25 protein-coding genes and 1 CRISPR repeat array are annotated in these 23519 nt (G+C 65.2%); of the genes, 24 read left to right on the plus strand and 1 reads right to left on the minus strand.

Features of this window, described 5'->3' with window-relative positions; genetic code table 11:
* The first annotated feature begins 29 nt into the window (after positions 1 to 29).
* From cas9 to D3877_RS01825, 5 genes are all read left to right on the plus strand, one after another.
* Positions 30 to 3221, plus strand: a complete 3192-nt coding sequence (gene cas9, locus D3877_RS01805) for a type II CRISPR RNA-guided endonuclease Cas9 (protein ID WP_119829075.1) — start codon at positions 30 to 32, stop codon at positions 3219 to 3221.
* Positions 3222 to 3224: 3 nt separating this feature from the next.
* The gene (cas1, locus tag D3877_RS01810) at positions 3225 to 4208 is read left to right on the plus strand and encodes a type II CRISPR-associated endonuclease Cas1 (protein WP_119829076.1); all 984 of its coding nucleotides are present in this window, start codon (positions 3225 to 3227) and stop codon (positions 4206 to 4208) included.
* Positions 4201 to 4491 (plus strand): CRISPR-associated endonuclease Cas2, encoded by a 291-nt coding sequence (gene cas2, locus D3877_RS01815; RefSeq protein ID WP_238474683.1) that lies wholly within the window; start codon positions 4201 to 4203, stop codon positions 4489 to 4491. Before cas1 ends, cas2 begins: the two co-directional genes overlap by 8 nt.
* Before the next feature lie 75 nt (positions 4492 to 4566).
* Positions 4567 to 5327: a CRISPR direct-repeat array (repeat unit 36 nt; unit sequence ATTGTAGCCGCTGGGGGATCGGGGTCCAGCCGCAAC).
* Between the two features lie 347 nt (positions 5328 to 5674).
* Positions 5675 to 6511, plus strand: coding sequence for a hypothetical protein (locus D3877_RS01820; RefSeq protein ID WP_119829078.1), 837 nt, complete (start codon positions 5675 to 5677; stop codon positions 6509 to 6511).
* 64 nt (positions 6512 to 6575) lie between these two features.
* On the plus strand, positions 6576 to 6776 hold the full coding sequence (locus D3877_RS01825; protein ID WP_199720671.1) for a hypothetical protein: 201 nt from the start codon (positions 6576 to 6578) through the stop codon (positions 6774 to 6776).
* A 24-nt stretch (positions 6777 to 6800) separates the two neighbouring features.
* On the opposite strand, the gene D3877_RS29270 is transcribed toward D3877_RS01825, so the two are convergent.
* Positions 6801 to 7898, minus strand: a complete 1098-nt coding sequence (locus D3877_RS29270) for a hypothetical protein (protein ID WP_147395073.1) — start codon at positions 7896 to 7898, stop codon at positions 6801 to 6803.
* Positions 7899 to 8289: 391 nt separating this feature from the next.
* Between D3877_RS29270 and D3877_RS01830 the strand changes: the two genes are divergently transcribed.
* From D3877_RS01830 to D3877_RS01925, 19 genes are all read left to right on the plus strand, one after another.
* Positions 8290 to 9621, plus strand: coding sequence for a DNA cytosine methyltransferase (locus D3877_RS01830; protein ID WP_199720672.1), 1332 nt, complete (start codon positions 8290 to 8292; stop codon positions 9619 to 9621).
* Positions 9614 to 10411, plus strand: a complete 798-nt coding sequence (locus D3877_RS01835; protein WP_119829080.1) for an endonuclease — start codon at positions 9614 to 9616, stop codon at positions 10409 to 10411. Before D3877_RS01830 ends, D3877_RS01835 begins: the two co-directional genes overlap by 8 nt.
* Positions 10412 to 10506: 95 nt before the next feature.
* A complete protein-coding gene (locus D3877_RS01840) occupies positions 10507 to 10797 on the plus strand; it encodes a hypothetical protein (RefSeq protein ID WP_119829081.1) in 291 nt (96 codons plus the stop codon).
* A gap of 3 nt (positions 10798 to 10800) precedes the next feature.
* Entirely contained in the window at positions 10801 to 11604 is an 804-nt protein-coding gene (locus D3877_RS01845; protein WP_119829082.1) for a hypothetical protein, read from the plus strand.
* A gap of 104 nt (positions 11605 to 11708) precedes the next feature.
* Positions 11709 to 12698 (plus strand): tyrosine-type recombinase/integrase, encoded by a 990-nt coding sequence (locus tag D3877_RS01850; protein ID WP_119830719.1) that lies wholly within the window; start codon positions 11709 to 11711, stop codon positions 12696 to 12698.
* A 120-nt stretch (positions 12699 to 12818) separates the two neighbouring features.
* Positions 12819 to 13478: a DUF3164 family protein gene (locus D3877_RS01855; protein WP_119829083.1), complete on the plus strand. Its 660-nt coding sequence runs from the start codon at positions 12819 to 12821 to the stop codon at positions 13476 to 13478.
* 44 nt (positions 13479 to 13522) lie between these two features.
* On the plus strand, positions 13523 to 14314 hold the full coding sequence (locus tag D3877_RS01860) for a DNA-methyltransferase (RefSeq protein ID WP_119830720.1): 792 nt from the start codon (positions 13523 to 13525) through the stop codon (positions 14312 to 14314).
* On the plus strand, positions 14311 to 14553 hold the full coding sequence (locus D3877_RS01865) for a hypothetical protein (RefSeq protein ID WP_119829084.1): 243 nt from the start codon (positions 14311 to 14313) through the stop codon (positions 14551 to 14553). The genes D3877_RS01860 and D3877_RS01865 overlap by 4 nt, the downstream gene beginning before the upstream one ends.
* Before the next feature lie 6 nt (positions 14554 to 14559).
* On the plus strand, positions 14560 to 15267 hold the full coding sequence (locus D3877_RS01870; protein WP_119829085.1) for a hypothetical protein: 708 nt from the start codon (positions 14560 to 14562) through the stop codon (positions 15265 to 15267).
* Between the two features lie 12 nt (positions 15268 to 15279).
* Positions 15280 to 15522 (plus strand): hypothetical protein, encoded by a 243-nt coding sequence (locus tag D3877_RS01875; protein WP_119829086.1) that lies wholly within the window; start codon positions 15280 to 15282, stop codon positions 15520 to 15522.
* Between the two features lie 158 nt (positions 15523 to 15680).
* Positions 15681 to 16352: a hypothetical protein gene (locus D3877_RS01880; RefSeq protein ID WP_119829087.1), complete on the plus strand. Its 672-nt coding sequence runs from the start codon at positions 15681 to 15683 to the stop codon at positions 16350 to 16352.
* Complete coding sequence (locus tag D3877_RS01885) at positions 16339 to 18444, plus strand: terminase gpA endonuclease subunit (protein ID WP_119829088.1); 2106 nt, start codon at positions 16339 to 16341, stop codon at positions 18442 to 18444. Before D3877_RS01880 ends, D3877_RS01885 begins: the two co-directional genes overlap by 14 nt.
* Positions 18445 to 18454: 10 nt before the next feature.
* Positions 18455 to 18715, plus strand: coding sequence for a gpW family head-tail joining protein (gpW, locus tag D3877_RS01890; protein WP_119829089.1), 261 nt, complete (start codon positions 18455 to 18457; stop codon positions 18713 to 18715).
* Positions 18716 to 18722: 7 nt separating this feature from the next.
* Complete coding sequence (locus D3877_RS01895) at positions 18723 to 20372, plus strand: phage portal protein (RefSeq protein ID WP_119829090.1); 1650 nt, start codon at positions 18723 to 18725, stop codon at positions 20370 to 20372.
* A complete protein-coding gene (locus D3877_RS01900) occupies positions 20369 to 21187 on the plus strand; it encodes a S49 family peptidase (protein ID WP_119829091.1) in 819 nt (272 codons plus the stop codon). The genes D3877_RS01895 and D3877_RS01900 overlap by 4 nt, the downstream gene beginning before the upstream one ends.
* 27 nt (positions 21188 to 21214) lie before the next feature.
* On the plus strand, positions 21215 to 21820 hold the full coding sequence (locus D3877_RS29700) for a hypothetical protein (protein WP_158599760.1): 606 nt from the start codon (positions 21215 to 21217) through the stop codon (positions 21818 to 21820).
* Positions 21821 to 21830: 10 nt separating this feature from the next.
* Complete coding sequence (locus D3877_RS01915; RefSeq protein ID WP_119829093.1) at positions 21831 to 22235, plus strand: head decoration protein; 405 nt, start codon at positions 21831 to 21833, stop codon at positions 22233 to 22235.
* 14 nt (positions 22236 to 22249) lie between these two features.
* A complete protein-coding gene (locus tag D3877_RS01920; RefSeq protein ID WP_119829094.1) occupies positions 22250 to 23287 on the plus strand; it encodes a major capsid protein in 1038 nt (345 codons plus the stop codon).
* Between the two features lies 1 nt (position 23288).
* The gene (locus D3877_RS01925) at positions 23289 to 23519 is read left to right on the plus strand and encodes a hypothetical protein (RefSeq protein ID WP_119829095.1); all 231 of its coding nucleotides are present in this window, start codon (positions 23289 to 23291) and stop codon (positions 23517 to 23519) included.

Consider the following 23519-nt stretch of genomic DNA (forward strand, 5'->3'; position numbering starts at 1 on the left):
CCATCGCCGCATTCTGGGGGAAGCTCTTCATGTCCAAACGTCTCCGCTACCGCCTGTCGCTCGATCTCGGGACCAACAGCGTTGGTTTCTGCCTGCTCGATCTGAACGGAGAGGGGCGGCCTTGCCGGGTGCGGCGCATGGGCGTGCGGATTTTTCCCGATGGGCGCGATCCCAAATCCCAGGAATCGCTGGCCGCCGACCGGCGGCTGGCGCGGTCGATGCGGCGGCGGCGCGACCGTTATCTGCGGCGGCGCGCGGTTCTGATGAACGCGCTGATCGCCTGCGGCCTGATGCCGACGGACGAGGCCGCGCGCAAGGCGCTGGAGGTGGAGCGGGATCCCTACGAGCAACGCGCGCTCGCGGTGACGCAGCCGTTGCCCGCGCCCCAGCTTGGCCGCGCGCTGTTCCACCTGAACCAGCGGCGCGGCTTCAAGAGCAACCGCAAGGCGGGCGGCGACGAGGCCGAGGCGGGCAAGGTCAAGACCGGCGTTTCCGCCCTGAAGGAGGAAATGAAAAAGGCCGACGCCCAAACGCTGGGGGTCTGGCTGGCGGCGCGCCACAAGAACCGCCAGCCGGTGCGGGCGCGGCTGACCGGCAGCGGGGCCAAGGCGTCCTACGGCTTTTACCCCGACCGCGCCCTGGTGCTGGAAGAGTTCCAGGCGATCCGCGCCGCGCAGGCGCCGCATCACCCCAACCTGTCGGCGGCGCAGTGGGACCGGATCGAGTCGATCATCTTCCACCAGCGCCCGCTGCGCCCGGTGCGCCCCGGCAAATGCACCCTGTTCCCGGCGGAGGAGCGGGCGCCCTGGGCGCTGCCCATCGCCCAGCAATTCCGCATCCTGACGGAGCTTGCCAACCTGCGCTTTGAACGGCCCGGCGCAGCCGCCTGGGGCCTGACCGCCGAGGAGCATTCCCGCCTGTTCGACCGGCTGTGTCACAAGGGCGATTTGACCTTCAAGGCGTTGGCGAAGGAGCTGGCCCTGCCGCCTGACGCGAAAATCAATCTGGAGGACGACAAGCGCGACCGGCTGAAGGGCGACGCCGTGGCCGACGCGCTGGCGGCGGAAAAGGGAAAGCGGCGGCGCATCGGCGCGGCCTGGCGCGCTTTTTCCCCCCAGCGCCAGCGGGAGATCGTCGGTCGCCTGCTCGACGCCGAGGATGAAGGGGAATTGGCGGCGTGGCTGGTGTCCGATCTGGGGTTGGATTGGGAGCTGGCGACCCTGATGGCCGAACGCCCCGGCCTGCCCGAGGGCCATTGCCGCCTGAGCGAAAAGGCGCTGGAGCTGGTGGTGCCGGAAATGCGCGACCGCCATTTGGATTACAGCGAGGCGGTGGAGGCGATGGGCCTGCATCACTCCGATTTCCGTCCCGACCGGCTGTTGGATCTCCTGCCCTATTACGGCGAGCCGCTGGAGCGCTTCATCGCCTTTGGCACCGGCGAGCCGAACGACCCGCCGGAGCGGCGACTCGGGCGCTTTCCCAACCCCACCGTTCACATCGGGTTGAACGAGCTGCGGCGGCTGGTCAACGCCATCATCGCCCGCTGGGGCAAGCCGGAGGAGATCGTCGTCGAGCTGGCGCGCGACCTGAAGCAAAGCCGCGACGAGCGCGACCAGACCCAGCGCGACCAGGCGCTGAACCAGAAAAAGAACGAGGCGCGGGCGGCGGAGCTGCGCGAGCTGGGCGTCGCGGTGAAGGGCGAGGCGCTGCTGCGCCTGCGCCTGTGGGAGGAGCTGCCCAAGCACGGCGTCGCCCACCTCTGCGTCTACACCGGCAAGCCGATCGGCAAGGCGCAACTGTTCAACGGCGAGGTGGACATCGACCACATCCTGCCCTTCAGCAAAACCTTGAGCGACGGGGCCGACAACAAGATCGTCTGTTTCCGGTCCGCCAACCGATTCAAACGCAACCGCACGCCGTGGGACGCGTTCGGCGTCGCCCCGGTGGAGGGCTATGACTGGGACGGCATCCTGGCGCGCGCCGAATTGCTGCCCAAGAACAAGCGCTGGCGCTTCCAACCCGACGCCATGGAACGCTTCAACGGCGACAAGGGCTTTCTGGCCCGCCAGCTCAACGAAACCCGGCATCTGTCGAAGATCGCCCGGATCTATCTGGGCTGCGTCATCCCGTTGGAAAAGGTCCGGGTGGCGCCGGGGCGCTTGACGGCGCTGCTGCGGGCGCGCTGGGGGCTGAACGCGATCCTGTCCGACGCCAATCTGAAGAACCGCTGCGACCACCGCCACCACGCCATCGACGCCGCCGTTCTGGGCGTCATCGACCAACGGCTGGTGCAGCGGGTGGCCGAGGCGGCGGAACGGGCGGAGAAGAAGGAGCTTGAACGGCTGTTCGACGGTCTGCCCGACCCGTTCGACGGGGTCAGCGCCGAGTCCTTTGGCGATCAGGTGCGCAACATGGCGCGCGGGATCATCGTCTCCCACAAGGCCGAGCATGGCTGGCAAACCCGGATGCACAACGACACCGCCTATGGCCCGGTCGGCGTTCTGCCGAATGGTCAGCACCAGGTGGTGACGCGCAAACCGCTGTCCGGCCTGACCGCCAAGGATCTGGACAACATCCGCGACCGCAAGCTGGCGGCGGCGCTGGAGGCCCATGTCGAACGCCAAGCGGCGCAAGGCCGCAGCTTCGCCGAGGCGCTGAGCGGCTTTGAATGGACGGGGGGCGTCGTGCGCCGCGTGCGGATGCTCGACACGCTGGGCAGCCCGATCCCGATTCGCGATCCGGCGGGGTCGGTGTTCAAACTCTACAAGGGCGACAGCAACGCCTGGTACGAGATCCTGCGCGACGGGCCCGGGCGCTGGGCCGGGCGAATCGTCAGCACCTATGAGGCTTACCAGCTTCACCGGGCCTGGCTGGCGGAAACCGGGGCGTCGCGGGCCGAGGATGGCCGCCCCTTTCTGGAATGGGCCGGGCGGCGGGTGGCGGGCGACCTGGGAACGCCGCTGTTCCGCCTGTTCAAGGGCGACACGCTGGCGCTGGGCGTCGCGCCCGACCGCCAGATCATGCGGGTGGTCAAATTTTCGGAGGGGGTGATTACGTTGGCCGCCCATCACGAGGCCGGGGCGTTGAAGGCGCGCGACGCCGACAAGAACGACCCGTTCAAATACCGCTACGCCTCCCCCGACGCGCTGCGCAAGGCCCAGGCCCGCCCCGCTGGCGTCGATCCGCTGGGCTACGTCCACGACAACGGCCCGATGGAGTGACGCATGGGCAGCGCGGCGGCGATCGTCATCGAGGTGGCGGAGGACGGGCGGCATCTGTCGCTCGACCGGGGATTCATGGTGGTGTCCACGCGCGGCGCGGAAATCGGCCGCGTCCCGCTGGACGACATCGCCGTGCTGATCGGCACGGCGCATGGGCTGACCTATTCCAACAACCTGTTGCTGGCCCTGCTGGAGCGGGAATGCGCGGTGGTGCTGTGCGGGCGCAACTTCAGCCCGGCGGCGATCCTGTGGCCGATTGACGGGCATCATGTCCAGGCCCAGCGGATGCGGGCGCAGGCCGACACCACCGACGCCTTCAAGAACCGGCTGTGGCAGGCCATCGCCCGGGCCAAGGTGCGCAACCAGGGCGCGGTGCTGGCGGCGCTGGGCCAACCGGCGGGGGCCTTTGTCGAGCTGGCCCGCAAACTGCGCTCCGGCGATCCCGACAACATCGAGGCGCAGGCGGCGCGCCGTTACTGGCCGTTGCTGTTCGGGGCGGATTTCCGCCGCGACAGCGACGAGCCGGGAATCAACGGCCTGCTGAATTACGGCTACGCCGTCCTGCGCGGCGGCACGGCGCGGGCGGTCGCCGCCGCCGGTCTGCACCCGACCTTGGGGCTGAAACACTCCAACCGCTCCAACCCCATGTGTCTGGTCGATGATCTGCTGGAACCGTTCCGACCGTTGGTTGACCTGCTCGTGCATCGGCTGGTCGCCGAAGGGCGTCTGTCGGTGGATCGGGACGCCAAACGCGCGCTGGCGGGCATCCTGACGCAGGATTTGCGGACGGAGGCCGGAGTCACCCCGCTGGCGACCTGCCTGTTCCGGCTGGCCTCCTCGCTGGCGCAGACGCTGTTGGGCGAGCGGCAGGTTCTGGACCTGCCGCTGTCGCCGCTGCCGTTGGATCTCGTTCCCCCACACTCTGGCAAGGGAGGCGCGCATGGCGCTCAGCGCGTATCGTCTCATGTGGATGATGGTGATGTTTGATCTGCCCACCGTGACCAAGACCGACCGGAAAGCCGCGACGAATTTTCGCAATTTCCTGTTGGACGAGGGGTTCGAGATGTCGCAATTCAGCGTCTATCTGCGCTTTTGCGCTGGCGCCCCACAGGTCGAGGCGCGAATCGGGCGCATCCGAACCAACGTGCCAAAGCGGGGAAAGGTGCAAATCCTGACCTTCACCGACCGCCAATACCAGACCATGGTGTGCCTGGAGGCGCGAACGAAGAAAGAACCCGGCGCGAAATACGAACAGTTCAAGCTGTTTTAGCGGGCCGGATTGGCGGATTCACGAAGAAAAATCCCCGGATAAAGCGTTTGGTGTCAACGCCTTATCCGGGGACCTATTGTAGCCGCTGGGGGATCGGGGTCCAGCCGCAACAAACACGCGCTCCGCCCTGCCCGCCCCTCTATTGTAGCCGCTGGGGGATCGGGGTCCAGCCGCAACTGGCCTTCCGCGCTGTAGACGGTGTAGGCGATTGTAGCCGCTGGGGGATCGGGGTCCAGCCGCAACTGCGGCCGGATCATGGTAGGCCATGACCAGATTGTAGCCGCTGGGGGATCGGGGTCCAGCCGCAACGACCAGAAATACATGCAGATGCGCAAGGAGATTGTAGCCGCTGGGGGATCGGGGTCCAGCCGCAACTACATCAACCCGTTCGATCAGGCGGCAATCATTGTAGCCGCTGGGGGATCGGGGTCCAGCCGCAACGCGCGCCGCGCGCTCTTCAACCTGGATGACATTGTAGCCGCTGGGGGATCGGGGTCCAGCCGCAACCGACCAATCAGGGTTGCCAAATGGCGGTAGATTGTAGCCGCTGGGGGATCGGGGTCCAGCCGCAACTCAACGGCGCATGACCCCGTAGTGTTTGGCATTGTAGCCGCTGGGGGATCGGGGTCCAGCCGCAACCTTCAAATCGGCAGTACCATCAAGACCGCCATTGTAGCCGCTGGGGGATCGGGGTCCAGCCGCAACTGGATCCGACGTGGTGTTCTGGCGCGAGGAATTGTAGCCGCTGGGGGATCGGGGTCCAGCCGCAACTTTGGTCAAGCTTCCTGTATTTTTCGAGAATTGTAGCCGCTGGGGGATCGGGGTCCAGCCGCAACGGCGCCAGGGCTGCCTTAAGAAGCGGGCTTATTGTAGCCGCTGGAGGATCAGGGGCCAAATGGATTGGTTGTGTCAGGGGCTTGACCCTTCGGCCCGGTGGAGCGATGTTTCGCGTCGGAGCTTAGAAACCTCCAACTAGGCGGCAAGCCGCCCGCGCGTTTTTTGCGATGCGGCTATTTTCATGCCCGGAGTCTGTCCGGCGCATACCCCTTTGCCGGGGGTCGGATAATACAACACCCGCAAGGGGAATAATCCGGCCTGTCCTAGTCAGGTTTCTAGCCCCCGGCGCCAGGGTTGTCGTAGAAAGCGGCCCTCCGTCGGCAACGCCGGACTAGGGGCTATCGCCATGAACAGCATGGGCGACAACGGGCAAGCCTTGCCCGCGTTATCACTGACCGACATCGACACCACGATCAATCACGAGCCGCGCATTCTGGATCTGCGCTTGGCCGAAGCGTTGGGTTTTGGGCGACCACGCGACATCCGCCAGTTGATCGAGCGCCACCGCGAGGCGTTGGAACGGCTCGGCGGAATTTGCGGCGCCGTACCGCAAAATCGGGGACGCGGTCGCCCGACGGTTCAATTCTGGCTGACGAAGAAACAAGCCATCTACATCACCACCAAGGCCGAGACCGACCGCGCCACCGACATCACCATCGCCCTGGTCGAACTGTTCGACGCCGTGACCAGCGGCGCCGTTCCCGCCGCCCCGTCGTCGGCGCTGACGCCCGCCGACCTCGACGCCATCGACCGCCGCGCCCGCCGGATCGGGCAGGAGGAGGAACAGCGGGCGCGCTCCGCCTTGCTCGCCCAGGCGCTCGACCGTCTGCGCCGGGGCGAGCCGATCGACGCCGCCCACCTCGCCGCCGCCCGCCCCGCCGGATCCGCCGATCGGCTCCCACCCCCGCCGCCCCGCCGGACCCACGCGCAGAGCGTCGATCTCGCCGTCGCCCACCTCCGCGCCCTGCCGCCCGAGCTGCGCGAGGAAGGCTTCCGCCTGATGCGCGCCGTCAAGGCCCACAGCGACGCCCTGACGGAGCTGAAAGCCGCGACCGAAGCCATCCACTCCCCCCTCGACACCATCGCCGACATCCTGGAACGCGAAGCCCACACCCTGCGCCAAACCCTCGCCGCCCAATCCGCCGCCGCGCGCTCCGCCGCCGCTCCAGGGGACCGGGCATGAGGACGATCCTGGTGGTTTAGAGGAAGGGCGGCGGCCAAAGACCGCCACCGTCCGCAATCGGACGGTGGCCGCCGCCCCCAAGGCCCGCGAGTCCCGCTTCACCGCCGCGCTGTCGCTGCCCTGGAGCACGGATCCGTCCGCCCCCGGCGCGATCCTGGCGGAACTGGACGGCGTGCGCCGCTTCCTGCTGGTGGCGCCGGACCCGGCGGCGGCGGACGCGGTGCTGCATGTGGTGGAGTTGCGCAACGCTTACTTAAAGCATTGAAAAGATGTTCGGAATAGCCTTATGTTAATTTTTGCCGCCTCGGAAAGCATTGGCTGTTTTGCCAAATATATCTGAAACAACATTTGTTGGAAGCATGTCGCTTCCAGTAGCGCTGTGAAAAATTGAAGTCTCTCCTTTTTTCAGAGAAAAATTTCTTTCTGTTTTTGATAGTTCAATAAATATCTTTGATGACGTTGCCGCGTTGCCCATTTTTAGAGCAGATATGGCAGACAATACTTTCATCTCAATGTTAGTTATTTCATTGCTCACGTATTTTTCGTCAATTAGCGTTGACTTGTAGTGTCTGAGGAAGAAAAAGGCAACAACTTCAATCATACTCACCAGGCTAATTCGCATAGTATAGTAAAATATTATTGATACATTGTCAGATGATTGAGGATGAGATTCAGAGTATATAAAAGCACCAAGCAGAAATATACCAATTACTGCGGTAGTAACTCCCCATGAAAGCGCGGCGGAAGCCTTCTTTGAAAGATTTGCTTGAAATTTTTCAAGCCTATTTTTCATCAAATTTACTTTTTCTTCCATAATTTCAGATACAAACTCACTTTTTACGGAGTTTCCGTATTTTTTGTCAATTGCTGCAAACACTTCCGTCGGGATGGATGAACGGACTATATCTTTCAATTGATCGGTGATAACTGAGCGATCTTCGCTAGTTATGTGGCGATTGCTGCGAATATCTTCAGCAGATTTTTGCACGGAGTCAATCATGGCCGCAAGCGTTTGAATGTTAATGTCGCCTCTACCATCTATTTGTTTTTCTCGCGGTGTGATTTTGAAAAGACCCGACAAATAACCAGAAGTATATAGATAAGTGATAAGGCCAAGAGTAATGATTCCAAGCACTCCAGAAAAAATTCTTATTTGGCTTGTGTATGAATCAAGTGCTATAGCCAAGTAATTTGGCTCGTATACACGAACACTTCCAGACATCAACGCCGTGGCGATGTCTTTCGAAAAAACTATCGATAGGAATACCGCCGCCATCAAGATCACGGCGGTGGCTATTAGAAAGGATTTTCTATTAACAACAATTGCATTCATCGAGACAATTTCTTGCGCAGACATAGATTTTCTATCTTTGCTTGTATCATCCATTCTTATGTACCTCTTTTGGTTGATTATTGCTTCCAGATGCACTGTTAAGGTTTGTTTATATTAATATCAAGCTGATTTGTCATCATAGTGAATTTCATATGCTTCTATGCGGTATGTAGAGTGCCAAAATTCTCATAAATCCCGCGAATACCCTTCCAGCCGCCCCTTGCCCCTTCGGCCCGGTGGAGCGATGTTTCGCGTCGGAGCCTGACAACTCCATGACTAGGCGGCAAGCCGCCCGCGCGTTTTTTGCGATGCGGCTATTTTCATTCCCTGAGTCTGTCCGGCGGCGGCGGGTCGTCCATTCTTGAGGGCGCAAAAACCCGATCGACAGCGCCCCGGAAACCGGCTAACTTGCGGCGTGTTGCATCCGGTTCAGAGAGCTATGCGCGTGAGACCCATCGGTATCGACTTGTTCGCAGGGGCTGGCGGTTTGTCGCTTGGATTCGAGCAGGCAGGCTTTGACGTGGCGGCGGCGGTTGAGGTCGATCCGATCCATTGCGCCATCCACATGTTCAATTTTCCCGAAACCGCCGTCATCCCACGGTCGGTGGTGGGCCTGTCGGCGGCGGAAATCCGGTTGGCCGCAGGCATCGGCAACCGTCCGGTCGATTGCGTGTTCGGCGGGCCGCCCTGCCAAGGTTTCTCGTTGATCGGACAACGCGCGCTCGACGATCCCCGGAACGGCCTGGTGCTGGAGTTTGTGCGGATCGTCGCCGAACTGGAGGCCAAGACCTTTGTTTTCGAGAATGTGAAGGGGCTGACCGTCGGCAAGCACAAAGCGTTCCTTGAGGAGCTTGTGCAGGCCTTTGACAAGGTCGGGTACGATGTGCGGCTTCCTTGGAGGGTTCTGGACGCGGCCAGCTATGGCACGCCGCAGCATCGGCAGCGCCTTATCCTGATCGGCGCGAGGAAGGGGCTGACGGTCCCCGATTACCCGCCGCCCACCGTCAACGCCGCCGATGCGCGCAAACCCATTCCGGGGCTGCCGAGAGGGCCGAATTGCCTGGAGGCGATCGGCGACCTTCCCAACGCCGACGGCTTTTTCGATCTGTGCGACAGCGACAGCGTGCGAACGACCGCCTTCAAGACGCCATCCACCTTCGCGGCTGACTTGCGTTGCCTGACGAAGGACGCCTGGCATTGCGGCTATGCCAGGGAATGGGATCCTTCCGTTCTGACGTCCAGCGCCCGCACCGATCACACGGCCATCTCGCGTCGGCGGTTCGGCGAAACCAAACCTGGTTGGGTCGAACCCATCAGCCGCTTTTTCAGGCTGGCTCCGGAGGGCCTTTGCAACACCTTGCGGGCGGGCACGGATGGCGCGCGCGGGGCGTTCACCAGCCCACGGCCTATCCATTACGCGCATGAGCGCTGCATCACCGTGCGCGAAATGGCGCGGCTGCACGGATTTCCAGACTGGTTCAGGCTTCAGGCCACCAAATGGCACGGCGCCCGGCAGGTCGGAAACGCGGTGCCGGCGCCGCTGGCCCGGGCGATCGGTCAAGCCGTGGTGACGGCTTTGGGGCTGACGCCGACGCGGCCTGAACGGGTGATCCGCTTGGGCGATCCCCGCCTCCTTCGCATGGACCTGTCGGAAGCGGCGGAGCATTTCGGCGTTGCAAAGCCGAACAGCAAGCGTGATCGCAAAAGCGGCGCGAAGAAGCGCAAGCAAGACGAAATCGAGGCGGCGCACACGCGGTCGAGGGTGGCGCATGGCTAAGAAGACGGAGCGGCCGAACCGCTATAAGCAGTTGATCGAATCGATTTTTTTCGACCATTGGCAGAAAGGAGACGTGGAGTTTGAATTTGAAAGAGGCGAAATTGAAAGCGTCGCGGCAAAGCTGGGCATAAAACTTCCGAAAAACCAAGGCGATGTGACCTACGCGCTGCGCTATCGGATCGATTTTCCAGACAGCATTCTCGACACTCAGCCTGACGGCCTCGAATGGATCATCGAGGGCGCGGGACGCGCGCGCTATCGCTTTCGCCTGGTAAAGAAAACACGCATTCTTCCACGTCAGGACTTGGCGCGCATCTCGATCCCGGACGCGACCCCTGAGTTGATCCGCGCCTACGCGCTCGACGACGAACAGGCGTTGCTCGCGATCGTTCGCTACAACCGATTGATTGACACCTTTCTCGGACTTACGACCTACAGTCTACAGAATCATTTGCGGACAACGGTCAAGGGGATCGGGCAGATAGAAATCGACGAGTTGTATGTCGGTCTTGACAAACATGGTTGTCATTACGTCATTCCCGTTCAAGCAAAAGGCGGAACGGACCAAATCGGCGTCGTTCAAACAACGCAAGACATCCGGTTTGTGGAGCAGAAATTTCCTGGCATGAGGTGCCGAGCCATCTCCGCGCAGTTCATGGAGGGCGGGGTCATCGCCTTGTTCGAACTGACGTTGCAGGATGACGAGGTGAAGGTGGTGGAGGAGCGGCATTATAAATTGGCGCCAGCATCCGAACTCGATCAAGCGGCGATCCGCGATTACAGACGCTAGTTCCTTCAGGTAATAAATTATTAATGTTTATGGGCAAACAATCCTAACAATTCAGGCGGGCCATGGCCATGCCCTGTTGTTGCTGGAGGTTGCTCATGCCCGCCACCGCCGCCCTGATGCCGCTGTTTCTGGCCTACCAACGGTTGGCCCAATGCCCGGACGCCGAAGCGGTGGACGGGATGCTGGGGGTGTTGGAGCCGCAGATCGCCAACGGCGCGATCACGACCCTGGACGATCTGTTCGCCAAAGCCCGCTATCTTCAGGAAACCAGCCGGATCGACCCGGCGCTGATCCCGGCTGAGGCGCTCGACACCCTGGTGGCGGGAATCCTCCGGCTGTTTCATCGGGAATTGAGCCAGACGCTTCCCCTGGTCGCGGCGGCTTGAGCCATGGCCGTCGCGCTCGCGCCCACCGCCGCCCACAGCCGGGCGCTGGATCTGGAGGCGTTGCTGGCGTGGGCGATCCGCGACCAAAAGGCCGACCGCAGCGACAGCGCGCTGCATCCGGTCGAGGCCATCGCGCATTTCGGGCGGCTGCATGGCTTGCCCGCCGGGGCGTGGGCGCATCATCGGGGCGTCAGCGCCGACGGCTGCGCGACCATCGCCAACCGCCACATGGTGGGAACCCACATCGACGGCGGCGGGCCGATCCGGGGCGTTCCCGCCCGCGTCCATCCCGACGCCGAACGGGTGGCCGACGCCGTCGAGCGGCTGCCGTCGCCGGAGCGCCGGGCCGTCCTGCGCCACGCCCGCGCCGCCGACCGGCCCGACTGGCTGCCGTTGACCGCGCCGCTGGTGGCGGTGACGCGCCCCAGCGACGCGCCGGGCCGCCGCCGCCATGTGGTGTCGGAGGAATGGCGCGCCACGCCCAAGCGGAGCGAGGTCGCGCAGCTCTATCTCGCGCGCGGGATTTCGCTGTTCGACGGGCAAGGGCGGCGGCGGATCCCGGCGGAGGAAAAGGGCTTTCGCTTTCGCCTTCTGGGCGACGGGGCGCGGCAAGTCCTGGCGACCTGGTGCCCGCTGGAGCCGCTGCATGGCCAGCGGGAGATCGTTGAAACCAACGAGGCGTATCTGCTGTGGCATGGGGCGATGGCGGCGCTGTTCGCGGCGTTGCGGGGCGTGGCGCTGCGCGACCACGCGCTGACCGGCTTCGCCGCGTTGGAGCGGCCCTGGATGAACAAAAAAGGAATATAATCGTTGAAATAAGATCATTGTCTTGACAGAATGGCCGGGACAAAGTGCGCCCGAACGGCCCGCTCCTCTTTGGGGCGGGCTTTTTGTTGTCTGGGGTGTGGTCGATGCCAAGCGATGGTGAAGCGCCGATGGATGGCGCCGTGGCGCGCGCGGTTCCCGCCCTGGCGCTGGACCGGCTCCAGGAGCGGCTGCTTGAGGCCTTTTACGGCGGGCGCAGCGCCAACACGGTGAAGGCCTATCAACGCGACCATGAGGATTTTCGGTCCTTTCTGGCCCGGCAAGACGGGCTGGAGGGATGGTCCGACAGCGCCGAGCGGGCGGCGCGCCTGCTGCTGACTCTGCCGCCGGGGGCGGCGAACGCCCTGGCGCTGGGCTATCGCAATGATCTGATCCGGCGGGGGCTGCGACCGGCGACGGTCAACCGTCGGCTGGCGGCGTTGCGCTCTGTGGTGGCGCTGGGGAAAACGCTGGGGCTGACGGCCTGCTCGCTGGAGGTTGGGAATGTCGAGGCCGCCGCCTACCGCGACACGCGCGGGCCGGGGCGGGACGGCGTGCGGGCGGTGATGGCCAAGGCCAGCGCGCGGGCCGACGCGAAAGGCGCGCGCGACGTCGCCATCGTCCGGCTGTTGCACGATGTCGCCCTGCGGCGCGGCGAGGTGGTCTCGCTGGATCTGGAGCATTACGACGGCGCGACGGGCGCGCTGTTCATTCTGGGCAAGGGGCGGCGCGACCGCGAGGCGATCAGCCTGCCCGCCGTGACCCGGCGGGCGGTGGAGGCGTGGATCGCCGCGCGCGGGGATCGACCGGGGCCGCTGTTCCACCGGCTCGACCAGGCCGGATCCGGCGAGGGGCGCCTGACCGGGGAAGCGGTGCGTCTGTTGGTGCGGGCGCTGGGCGAGGGGGTGGGCCTGACGCTGCGCCCGCACGGGTTCCGCCACGCGGCGATCACGACGGCGCTGGACCGCAGCAACGGCAACGTGCGCGCGGTGCAGCGTTTTTCCCGGCATCGCGACGTGCGGACGCTGCAAACCTACGACGACAACCGCGCCGATCTGGGCGGCCAGATGGCCGTTCTGGTGGTTGACGAGGATTGAGCCGAGCTTGCGAAAATGTGCGTTATCGCAAGCTGAAACGTTACACGGACGACCGGCGGACGTTACACGCGCGTTACACGCTCTGCCCGCGCATCACGAAAAACATCAAGGATTACAACGATGTCTCAGTCGGCTCCACAATTGGAAACCGTCAAGGTCGGTGTAACGCCGGAGGTGGCGCGCCCCGATTATTACGAGGACGCGCGGGGCCGGATGATTCCGGCGCGGCTGGTGAAAGCGCAGGATCTTCTGGAAGACCAGTTGGTCCGCGATCTGCTGAATCAGGCGGATTCCCTGTCGGGATTGATCGCCGCGTTCAAATCGACGGTGTTCAGCGAGGTGGGCGCTTTCCTGGCGATTTTGACGGATCAGTACAAAGCGAAGCGCGGCGGCAAAAAAGGAAACATGACCTTCACGAGCCTGGACGGAAAGCTCAAGGTGCAGGTTGCCGTCGCGGATCACATGACGTTCGGCCCGCAACTGCAAATCGCCAAGGGTTTGATTGACGAATGCATCGGCGATTGGAGCCAGGGGGTGAACGCGAACATCCGCGTTCTGGTGGATCACGCCTTTTCCGTCGACAAAGAGGGGCAGGTGTCGCGGGAGAAAATCTTCGCGCTGCGTCGGGTCGACATCACGGATGATCGGTGGCGCCAGGCGATGGACGCGATTTCCGACAGCATCCGCGTCGAGGGGACCAAGACCTACGTCCGCTTTTACCGCCGTGATTCCCAAGAATCGCCATGGCGAGCGATCACGCTCGATCTGGCCAACGCCTGATCCGCGTCGGCGGATCGCCGGGCGCGCAAACTGGGATTATCTCCATGCTTCACACTGTGACCGTCGGCGCGGCGACGCTGATGCTGGGCGACTGCATCGAACGGATGCGGGAGCTGGACGACGCTTCCGTCTCGCTGGTTCTGACCGACGTGCCTTATTCCAGCGGCGCCACCCGCGAGGCGGGCAAGACGGCCTTCAGCAAGACCATGACCCGCTCGACCAAGGGCGATCCGGCCCAGTGGTTCGGGTCGGACAGTCTCAGCACGCGGGGCTTCCTGCATCTGCTGCGGGGCTGCGCGCTGGAATGGCGGCGCGTGCTGAAGCCCGGCGGCCACGCCCTGTGCTTCATCGATTGGCGGATGGGCGACCATTTGGCCGACGCGGTGGATCCTGGCGCGCCAGACGATCTGTGGCTGCGCGGGGCCGCCGGGGACGCGATGGAGAGCGCCGATCTGCGTCGGGTCGGGCTGTTGGTGTGGGACAAAACCTATTTCGGGATGGGGACGCATTTCCGGCTTCAGCACGAGCTGATCCACCATTTCAGCAAGGGCAAGGGCGACCCGCCGCTGCGCCGCGACATGGCCAACATCCTGCGTCATCCGCCGGTGCGGAAGGGGCTGCATCCGACGGAGAAGCCGGTGGGGCTGCTGACCGACCTGATCGGCACGCTGTGCCCGGTTGGCGAGACCGTTCTGGACTGCTTCGCGGGCAGCGCCTCGACCGGGGAGGCGGCGCTGTCGAGTGGCCGCCGCTTCATCGGCGTCGAGCGGGACGAGCGCTATTTCGAGGCGGGTTGGAAGCGACTGGCCGGGCTGGTCAAGGAGAATGCGGCATGACCATGCAACTGGATGACCTGGTGCACGGTCTCAACGGTCGGGCTACGGTCGATGGGGTGATCGTCGCTTTGTTCTCGACGATGGGGCTGTGGTTGGACGCGCTGCGCGGTCCAGCCCAGGAGCTGGCGTTTTGGGGCACCGTGGTTCTCGTCCTTGGGCGGTTGGTTCTGTTGGCCTTGGATTTTCGCGACCGCCACCGACGGAACCGGCTGGCGGAATCGTTCACGGGTGAACGGTGAAGGGCTGTGTTTGACATCAATGTCCAAGCGGATCTGAAGCCGCTTCAGACAACGCTGAGCGATCTGGCCAAGAAGCAAATTCCCTTTGCCACCGCCCGCGCCTTGACCGCCGTGGCGAAGCGGGTCCAAGGGGCCGAAAAGGAGGCTCTGAGCGAAGTCTTCGACCGACCGACGCTGTTCACCCAGCGCTCAATCGGCGTGACGGCGGCGAAGAAGGCGGACTTGACGGCCACGGTCTTCGTCAAGGACATCGCGGCGCAGTATCTGGAACCCTTCGAGACGGGCGGTCAGCATCACCTGCCGCCTTCCAAGCGAGGCGGCACGCTGTTCAACCCGAAGGCGGTCGATCTGAACCAGTACGGCAACCTGCCCAAGGGCAAGCTCCGCCGGTTGGCCGCCCGGCCCGACACCTTCGTCGGGACCATCAACTTCCGCTCTGGCCAGACGGTCAGCGGGGTCTGGCGGCGACCGAAGCGGGACTACCGGCGGGCGGACCCCAAGCGCGGCTATTGGCGCGATTACGGGACCAAGGGCAAGCTGCGGAAGGTGGACGGCGTGCTGACCGGGCTGAAGCTGCTGGTCCGGTTCGGCGACGCGCTGCCCGTCAAGCAGCGCCTGGGCTACAGAGAGCGGGCCAAGGACGTGGTGCGGGCCTCGCTGAAGGCCGAGTTCGACAAGGCCATGGGCGCGGCTCTGGCGACAGCAAGGAAGTGATGGAGAACAGCGATGGCTGACCTGGACCTTCTCGACCGCGTCATCCGCTTGGCAGAGTTGGCCAACGAAGCTTCAGACGACGTGCGTGAGCAAATCGTGTTGACGCTGAAGTGGATCAACTGCCCGGTTCCGTTGACCGCTCGGCTGGGCGGCAACACCGAGGCGGCGCTGACCTTTGCCCGCGCTGCCCAGAAGGAGGGGGCGGTCGCCCGCTTCCTGCGTGATCCGCCGCCGCCTCCGATTTCCTTGGGGTGATGGGGCCGGAGGGGGCGCCCCCCTCAATGGGTCCTTCCCAAGGGGGTTGGCACACGCGGGCATTGCACACCGCAGGTTCTGGCTCTCGTTGAGCAAAAAAAACGCGTTACACGGTCCGTTACACGCTCCCGCAGGAGGGAAAAAGCGGAGCGAAATCAATGCACTCATCTGCGAAGCGTGTAACGCCCAGATCGACCGGCGTTACACCGCCGCGTTACACGCCCGCCGCGACGATCGGGAAAGCGGCCCTGGCGGAAGCGCTGGGCTGGACCCGGCCCAAGCTGGACCGGCGGCTGGAGTCCGACGCCCGCTTCCCGGTGGTGACGCGCGGCACGAAAGCCGGTGGTTGGGAGTTCGATCTGGCGGCGGTTCGGGCCTATCTGGATCCAGAGGCGCCTCCGGCTTCTCCTCCCCGATCCGCCCGGCCCCGACCGCCGCCATGTCGCCCGGCGCCGCCTCCGCCGAGCGACGATGTCGATGTCGACCTGGAGGAGATCGACGATGACCCGCCCCCGGCGCGTCGGCGCCCGCCCGCCCAGCACGCCGGTGAGAGCACGGCCAAGCAGCGCAAGGACGCCGCCCAGGCGGCGATGCTGGAGGACAAGCTCCGCCTTTCTCGGGATGAGCTGGTGGAGGCGGAGGAGATGCGCACGGTGCTGGCCACCCTGCTGTCTCGCCTGTCCAAGGGGATCGACGGCATCCCCGTCTTGATGGTCAAGCGGCTCGGCCTGGACGAGGACGCCCTGCCGGTGTTGCGGGAACTGGTCGACGATCTGCGCGGCCAAATGGTGATCGACCTTCAAAAGGCGTTGCGGGATGACCGAACCTGAGTTCGCGTCGGCTTGGGTCTTGGCCGAGGAGGCCCTGGCCGCCCTGAAGCCCCCAGAGCGTCGGACTGTGGCGGAGTTCGCCGAGATGCGGCGGGTGCTGGCCAACGAGGGCGGCGGCTTTGTCGGCAAATGGCGCAACGACCAGGTGCCCTACGTCGTCGAGCCGATGGAGTGCCTGACCTCGCTGGATCACCTGACCGTCGCCGTGATCGGGCCGGGCCAGAGCGCGAAGACCACCATCGCGGAGAATTGGCTGCTGCACGCCGTCGCGTCGGACCCGGCCAACCTGCTTTGGTACATGCAGACCGACCAGGCGGTGGAGGCCTACGTCAAGTCGCGCATCAACCCGATGATCGAGGCGCATGAGGACCTGGCGTCCCGCCTTGGGACGCGGTCGGTCGACGACAGCCTGCACTTCAAGAATTTCCGCACCATGCGCGCGGAGTTCCTGCCTGCGACCAAGCGCAACCTGATCAACAAGTCCGCGCCGCGCATCGTCGCCGACGAGATCGACGCCTATGGCGAGATGGGCGACGTCAAGGCCCTGCTGGACATCCGCCGCCAGACCTTCGGTCGGCAGTCGATGATCCTGGCCGTGAGCCACCCCGACAAGGCCAAGGGCATGAATCCCGCCCGCGACTGGTCGGAGGGAATCATGGCCATGTACGCCGACAGCGACCGGCGGGTCTGGTACTGGCGCTGTCCGCATTGCGGGGCCTGGTCGTCACCGGCGCCGATCGCGGCCCGCGTCATGGCGCTGGACTACCCGGAGGAGGGCACGCTCGACGACATCGAGGCCGAAGCCCGCTTGCTGTGCCCGGTCAGCCAATGCCGGATCAGCGACGCGGAACGCCGTGGCATGCTCGCCAGCGGTCGCTGGGTGGGGGACGGCCAAACCATCGCGGAGGACGGCGTCGTCACCGGCGAACGGGCGCGGCGCGCCACCGCCGGGTTCTGGATCACCGGCACGATGTCGCCTTTCGTTTTGGGCGGCATCGGCGCGCTCGCCCGCGCCAAGGCCAAGGCGGAGCGCGAATTCGAGATGACCGGCGAAGACGAGACGCTGCGCCAGGTCATCGTGAAGCAGTTCGGCATCCCCTACGCCCCGCCGCGCAGCGTCGGGCTTCTGCTGGGGACGGACATCGCCGACCGTTGCTCGACCGATCTGCGCCTTGGCGCCGTGCCGGAAGGGGTCCGCTTCATCACCGCTTTCTGGGACGTCCAAATCGCGCATTTCGACATCCTGGTGCGGGGTTGGGGCGTGAAAGGGGAAAGCTGGGTGATCGACCGATTTCGGGTCGCTGGCGACCCGGCCACCAGCCCGGAGGATTGGGACCAGCTGGTGGAGGCGGTGGTGCTGAAGACCTACCCGCTGGCTGACGGCTCCGGTCGCCACATGGCGCTTCGCGCCGTCGGCTACGACTCCGGCGGCCAGCCCGGCGTGAGCCAGCAAGCCTATGACGCCTGGACGCGGTGGCGGAAGCGCCAACTGGTGAAGCGGTTCGGCACGATCGCCGGGCGTGACGTCTATTCGGTCATCCCGACCAAAGGCAGCTCCGCGTTGATGGCGCCACGGTTGAGCGTGACCTACCCGGACACCTCGGCCCAAGCGAACAAGAAATTCGGCTCGAACGGCACGGTGCCCGTGGCGGTGTTCAACCCAAACACCTTCAAGGATGACCTGAACGGTCAGCTCCAAAAGGCGGATGACGGCCCCTGGTCGGTCCATTTCCCGGCGGCGTTGCGGGCGAAAGCGCCGCCGCACCCCTGGTTCGAGCAGCTGGTCGCCGAGATCCGGCTGCCGTCGGGCCGATGGGAGAAGCACAGCCGGTCAGCGCGCAACGAGGCCTTGGACACCATGGTCGGCAACCATGTCGTCGCGCACCTGCACGGCCTGAACCGCATCAATTGGGAGCGACCGCCGAGCTGGGCCGCGCCATGGGATGAAAATTCCCTGGTCTTCACCCCCGAGCAGGTGAAGGCCGCAGAGGTCGCTTCGGTCTTTTCGACCCTGGCGACCGTCGTTTCCGCCGTTGCGGGCGTTCCGCAACCGCCGTCGCCCCGGCGCAGCCTGTCCAGCCGCCTGGCCTGAAGGACCTGACATGATCGACACGTCCAGCGGCATCCTGGCCGGGATGACCGAGGCGCAATTGCGCGCCGCGCTCGCCACCGCGCAGAAGGCCTACATCGACCTCCAGATCGGTCAGAAAGTGGTCTCCGTCTCCTACGCGCAGGGCAACGGCTCCCGCTCGATCACCTATCAGCCGACCGATCTGCCGCAGATCACGGCGCTGATCCAGGCGATCCAGCGTCAGCTTGGCATCGGCTCCAGTCGTCGAGCCGTCAGCTTCCTCTATCGGTAAGGCCGCCATGACCAACGTCATTCTCTACGGGCCGGACGGCGTCACGCCGCTGTCCGCGCCGCCCCGGCGCGCCTCGATGCTGGCCGGTGGCGGTTCGACCCCCTACGACGCCGCCGACACCCAGGGCGAGCATCTGGCCGCGTGGCAGCCCTATCTTGGCTCTGCGGACAGCGACCTGACCCCGTACCGCGACCGCATCGTGTCGCGGGTGCGGGACCTGGTGCGCAACGACGGCTGGGCCTCTGGAGCCGTCACCCGCATTCTGGACAACGCGGTCGGCGCGACCTTCCGACCGATCGCCAAGCCCGATTACCGGGCGCTCGCCCTGATGACCGGCAACAAGGGATTCGACGCGGCCTGGGCCGACGCGTTTGGGCGCGCGGTGGAAGCGGGCTGGCGCACGTGGGCGGACGATCCTGGTCATTACTGCGACGCGCAGCGGCAACGCAGCATGGCGCAGCTGCTCCGTCTGGCGTTCCGACACAAGCTGGTCGATGGCGACGCCCTGGCCGGCCTGCCGTGGATGCCGGAGCGGATTGGGCGCGGTCGAGCGAAATATTGCACCGTGGTGCAGCTGATCGACCCGGACCGGCTGTCCAACCCGCAGATGCAGTTTGACCAGCGCCATCTGCGCGGCGGCGTCGAGATTGACGAACATGGGGCGGCGGTCGCCTACCACGTCCGCAAGGCCCATCAGAATGATTGGTATTCGGGAAGCGACAGCGTCGCCTGGTCGCGCATCCCACGCGAAACCGATTGGGGGCGCCCGCTCATCGTCCATGACTTTGACGCGGAGCGGGGCGAGCAGCATCGCGGCGGCGCCGGGGTGCTGACCCCGGTGATCCAGCGGCTCAAAATGCTCATCAAATATGATGGCACCGAGCTGGACGCCGCGATCGTCAACGCGATTTTCGGCGCCTACATCACCAGCCCGCACGACCCGTCGGTGGTGCAGGACGCCCTCGGCGCTGGGGATGGCGTCGGGGCCTACCAGGACGCCCGCGCCGACTACCACAAGGAACGCCGCACGGCGCTGGGCGGGGTCCGGATGCCGATCCTGTTCCCCGGCGAATCCATCAACACGGTGGCGGCGGCCCGCCCCACCAGCAACTTCGCGGCGTTCGAGGGGGCGGTGTTGCGCAACGCCGCCGCTGGGATCGGCATCAGCGCGCAGCAGCTCAGCAACGATTGGTCGGACGTCAATTATTCCAGCGCCCGCGCCGCCCTCCTTGAAGCGTGGAAGACGCTGACGCGGCGTCGCACCGACTTTGCCGTGGGATTCGCCTCGAAGGTCTACGCCGCCTGGCTGGAGGAAGCCATGGAGGTCGATAACCTGCCGATGCCGTCCGGCGTCGTCCCCGACTACCTCGACGCCCGTGGCGCGTACAGCCGATGCCGCTGGATGGGGCCGGGCCGAGGTTGGATCGATCCGGTGGCCGAAAAGCAGGGCGCGGTTCTCGGGATGGACGCCGCGCTCAGCACCTTGGAAGAGGAGTGCGCGGAAAACACCGGCCAGGATTGGGAGGAGGTGCTCGACCAGCGCGCCCGCGAAATGCAGGGGTTCAAGGAGCGGGGTCTCGAACCGCCCAGCTGGGCGAAGATGAACATTCCCGCCAACCAGGCGGCGGCGCCGCCGAAGAAACCGGACGCCCAATGACCCAGATGTTTGACATTGCCCGGCGGTTGTCGAACCGCCCGCTGGCGCTTGTGCGAACCGAGGTGGACCTGCTGGCCGCCGCGCTGCGCGGCGAGGCTCTGGCGCCGCAGGCGGTCTTCGGTCAGCCCGCCGAACGGGAGCGGCAGTATGGCCTGATTGACGGAGTGGCGATCATCCCTGTTCGTGGGGTTCTGTTTCAAGGCGCGGGGGGCTGTTCCTGGGCGACCGGCTATGACTGGATCCGTCGGGGCTTCTTGGCCGCCCTGTCTGATTCCGAGGTTCGCGCCATTGTGTTGGACATCGACAGTCCCGGCGGCGAGGTGGCTGGATGCTTCGATCTGGCTGATACGATCCACGCGTCGCGCGGCATCAAGCCGATCGCCTCCATCCTGTCGGAAAGCGCCTATTCAGCGGCCTACGCGCTGGCGTCCTCTGCCGATCCCGGTCGGCTGTCTGTACCCCGAACCGGCGGCACCGGATCCATCGGCGTGATCTGGATGCACGTCGATTGGTCCAAAGCCCTGTCCGACTTCGGCCTGGCGGTGAGTTTCATCACCTACGGCGCGCGCAAGGCCGATGGCCATGCCGAGATTCCGTTGTCCAAGGAGGCACGGGAGCGCTTCCAGGCCGATGTGGACATGATGGGCGACCTGTTCGTCACAACGGTCGCGCGCAACCGCAACCTCTCGGCTGCCCAGGTCCGGGACACCGAGGCCGCGACGTTCCTGGGTCAAAAGGGCGTCGATCTGGGGCTGGCGGACGCAGTTCTGGCGCCGGACGCCGCCTTCCTGAGCCTGCTCGACGAGCTGGGCTAACCCACCAAACCACACTGGAGACCGATCATGAAGCACTCGCCTTTCGCGAGCGCGGCGGGCGCGTTCGCCCACCTCTTGGGCCGCCGCCCCTCGGGCAAGCGAGCCGAAGAGGACCGCAAGGAGGACGAACAGTCCAAGCGGGCCGAAGAGGACGACGAGGAGCAGGAGGCGGAGGAGGACGGGGACGGCGAGGGCGACGGGGATGAGGAGGAAGACCCTGACGCCAAGGCTGAGGAATCGGACGACGATTCGGAGGACGATACGAAGAAGAAGGATGCGAAGAAGGCCAAGGGAGCGAAGGGAAAAACCTACGCCGCCGGTCGGTCCGACGAGCGCAAGCGTTGCGCCGCCATCTTCTCAAGCCCGCAGGCCGCCGGGCTGCCGCACGTCGCCGCTCAACTCGCCTTCTCGACCAACCTCAGTTCCGCGCAGGCCGTCGCCGTGATGGCGGGCGTCGCCATCACCGGCCAGCCAGAGGGCAAGCGCGGGCTGGGCGAGCGCATGGCCCATGTCGAAAGCCCCGCCGTCGGCCCCGACGGCGGCGGCGGCCCGGAGAAGGGCAGCGTCGCCGAAACGGTCGCGCGCATGACCAACGCCTACAACCGCGCCACCAGCGGCGCGGCCAAGAAGTGAGGAGCCGACCATGACCACCCTCTCCAGCTCGCCCTTCGCGCCGGGCACGGCCTCGAATGAGTTCGTGCCGGACCAATCGATCGCTGGTCGCCTGCAACTCGTGACCGACACCGTCACCGTGGTCAGCGGCCAGGTTCTGGCCCGTGGCGCGGTGCTCGGCAAGATCACCGCGTCGGGCAAATACACCCTCAGCGCCGCCGCCGCCAACGACGGCAGCCAGGCGCCGTCCGTCATCCTGGCCGACGCGGTCGACGCCAGCGGCGGCGACAAGCTCGTCGGCGTCTACCTCGCCGGTGAATTCAACGCCGGTCGTCTGGTTTTGGGCGCCGGCCACACCGCCAACAGCGTCAAGGACACGCTGCGCGACGCGGGCATTTACCTCAAGACGGCCGTCTCGGCCGCCGACCCGGCCTGATTGGAGGCATTCCCATGGACATTTACAGCACCGCCGTCCTGGTCGGCGTGGTTCCCAACCTGAAAACGGCGCAGAACTGGCTGCTGGACAGCTTCTTCCCGAACATCGTCACCAGCGACAAGGAGACGGTGGCCATCGACGTCGACGTCGGCCTGCGCCGCATGGCGCCCTTCGTCTCGCCGCTGGTCGCTGGCAAGCTCGTTGAGAGCCGCCGGATGCAGACCAACGAGTTCAAGCCCGCCTACATCAAGGACAAGCGCGCGCCCGATCTGCGCAGGCCGGTGCGGCGCCAGATCGGCGAGCGGATCGGCGGCGAGTTGAGCGGCGCCGAGCGCGAGATGGCCAACCTCCAACTGGAGATGGCCGACCAGATCGACATGCTGAACCGCCGCCTGGAATGGATGGCGTCGTCGGCGCTGTGCACCGGCGCCGTCACCATCAAGGGCGACGGCTTCCCGACCACGGTGATCGACTTCCAGCGCGATCCGGCCCTGACCGTGGCCCTGTCGGGCGTCGCCCGCTGGACCGCCGACGCCATCAAGAACGAAACGGCGTCGCCGACCACCGACCTCGACAATTGGGCCACGCTGGTCCTGAAGAAGTCGGGCGCGGTGGTGACGGACGTCGTGTTCACGACCAAGAGCTGGCAAGCCTTCATCAAGGACCCGGTTCTGAAGACGGCCAACTGGTACCCCGGCCAGGGCGGGGCCAACAGCATCCAGCTTGGCACGCAGGTGCAGCGCGGCGCGGTGTCCAAGGGCGTCTGGGGCCAATACCGGCTGTGGCTCTACAACGACTGGTTCATCGACCCGGACGACAATGTCGAGAAGCCGATGATCCCCGACGGCGGGGTGGTGCTGACCGGCCCCGACCTTCAGGGCACCCGCGCGTTCGGCATGATCCTGGATCCGGATCACGGCTATGGCCCGCTGGCCTACGCCCCGAAGTCGTGGGTCGAAAAGGACCCGGCCCAACGGCTGATCCTGATGCAGTCGGCCCCCGTCATCATCCCCTCCCGCGCCAACGGCGCGATGTTCGTGCAGGTGAATTGACATGGCTGAGAAACAGAACCCGGCCCCCACGGGGCTGGTCGCGATCACCGTGGCGCCGCGCCGCGCCGTCCATCGGGCGGGCAAGGGCGAAGACGGGGAACCGACCTCGATCGCCCATGGCCCCGGCGAGACTCTGGACGTCGAGCCTGCCGAGGCCAAGCGCTTGCGCGAGCTTGGCTTTGCCCTGCCGGAGCCGGTCGCGGTCGCGATCAACGATCCGGCGGAGGCTTGA

The organism is Azospirillum cavernae (assembly GCF_003590795.1).
GTDB classification, from domain to species: domain Bacteria; phylum Pseudomonadota; class Alphaproteobacteria; order Azospirillales; family Azospirillaceae; genus Azospirillum; species Azospirillum cavernae.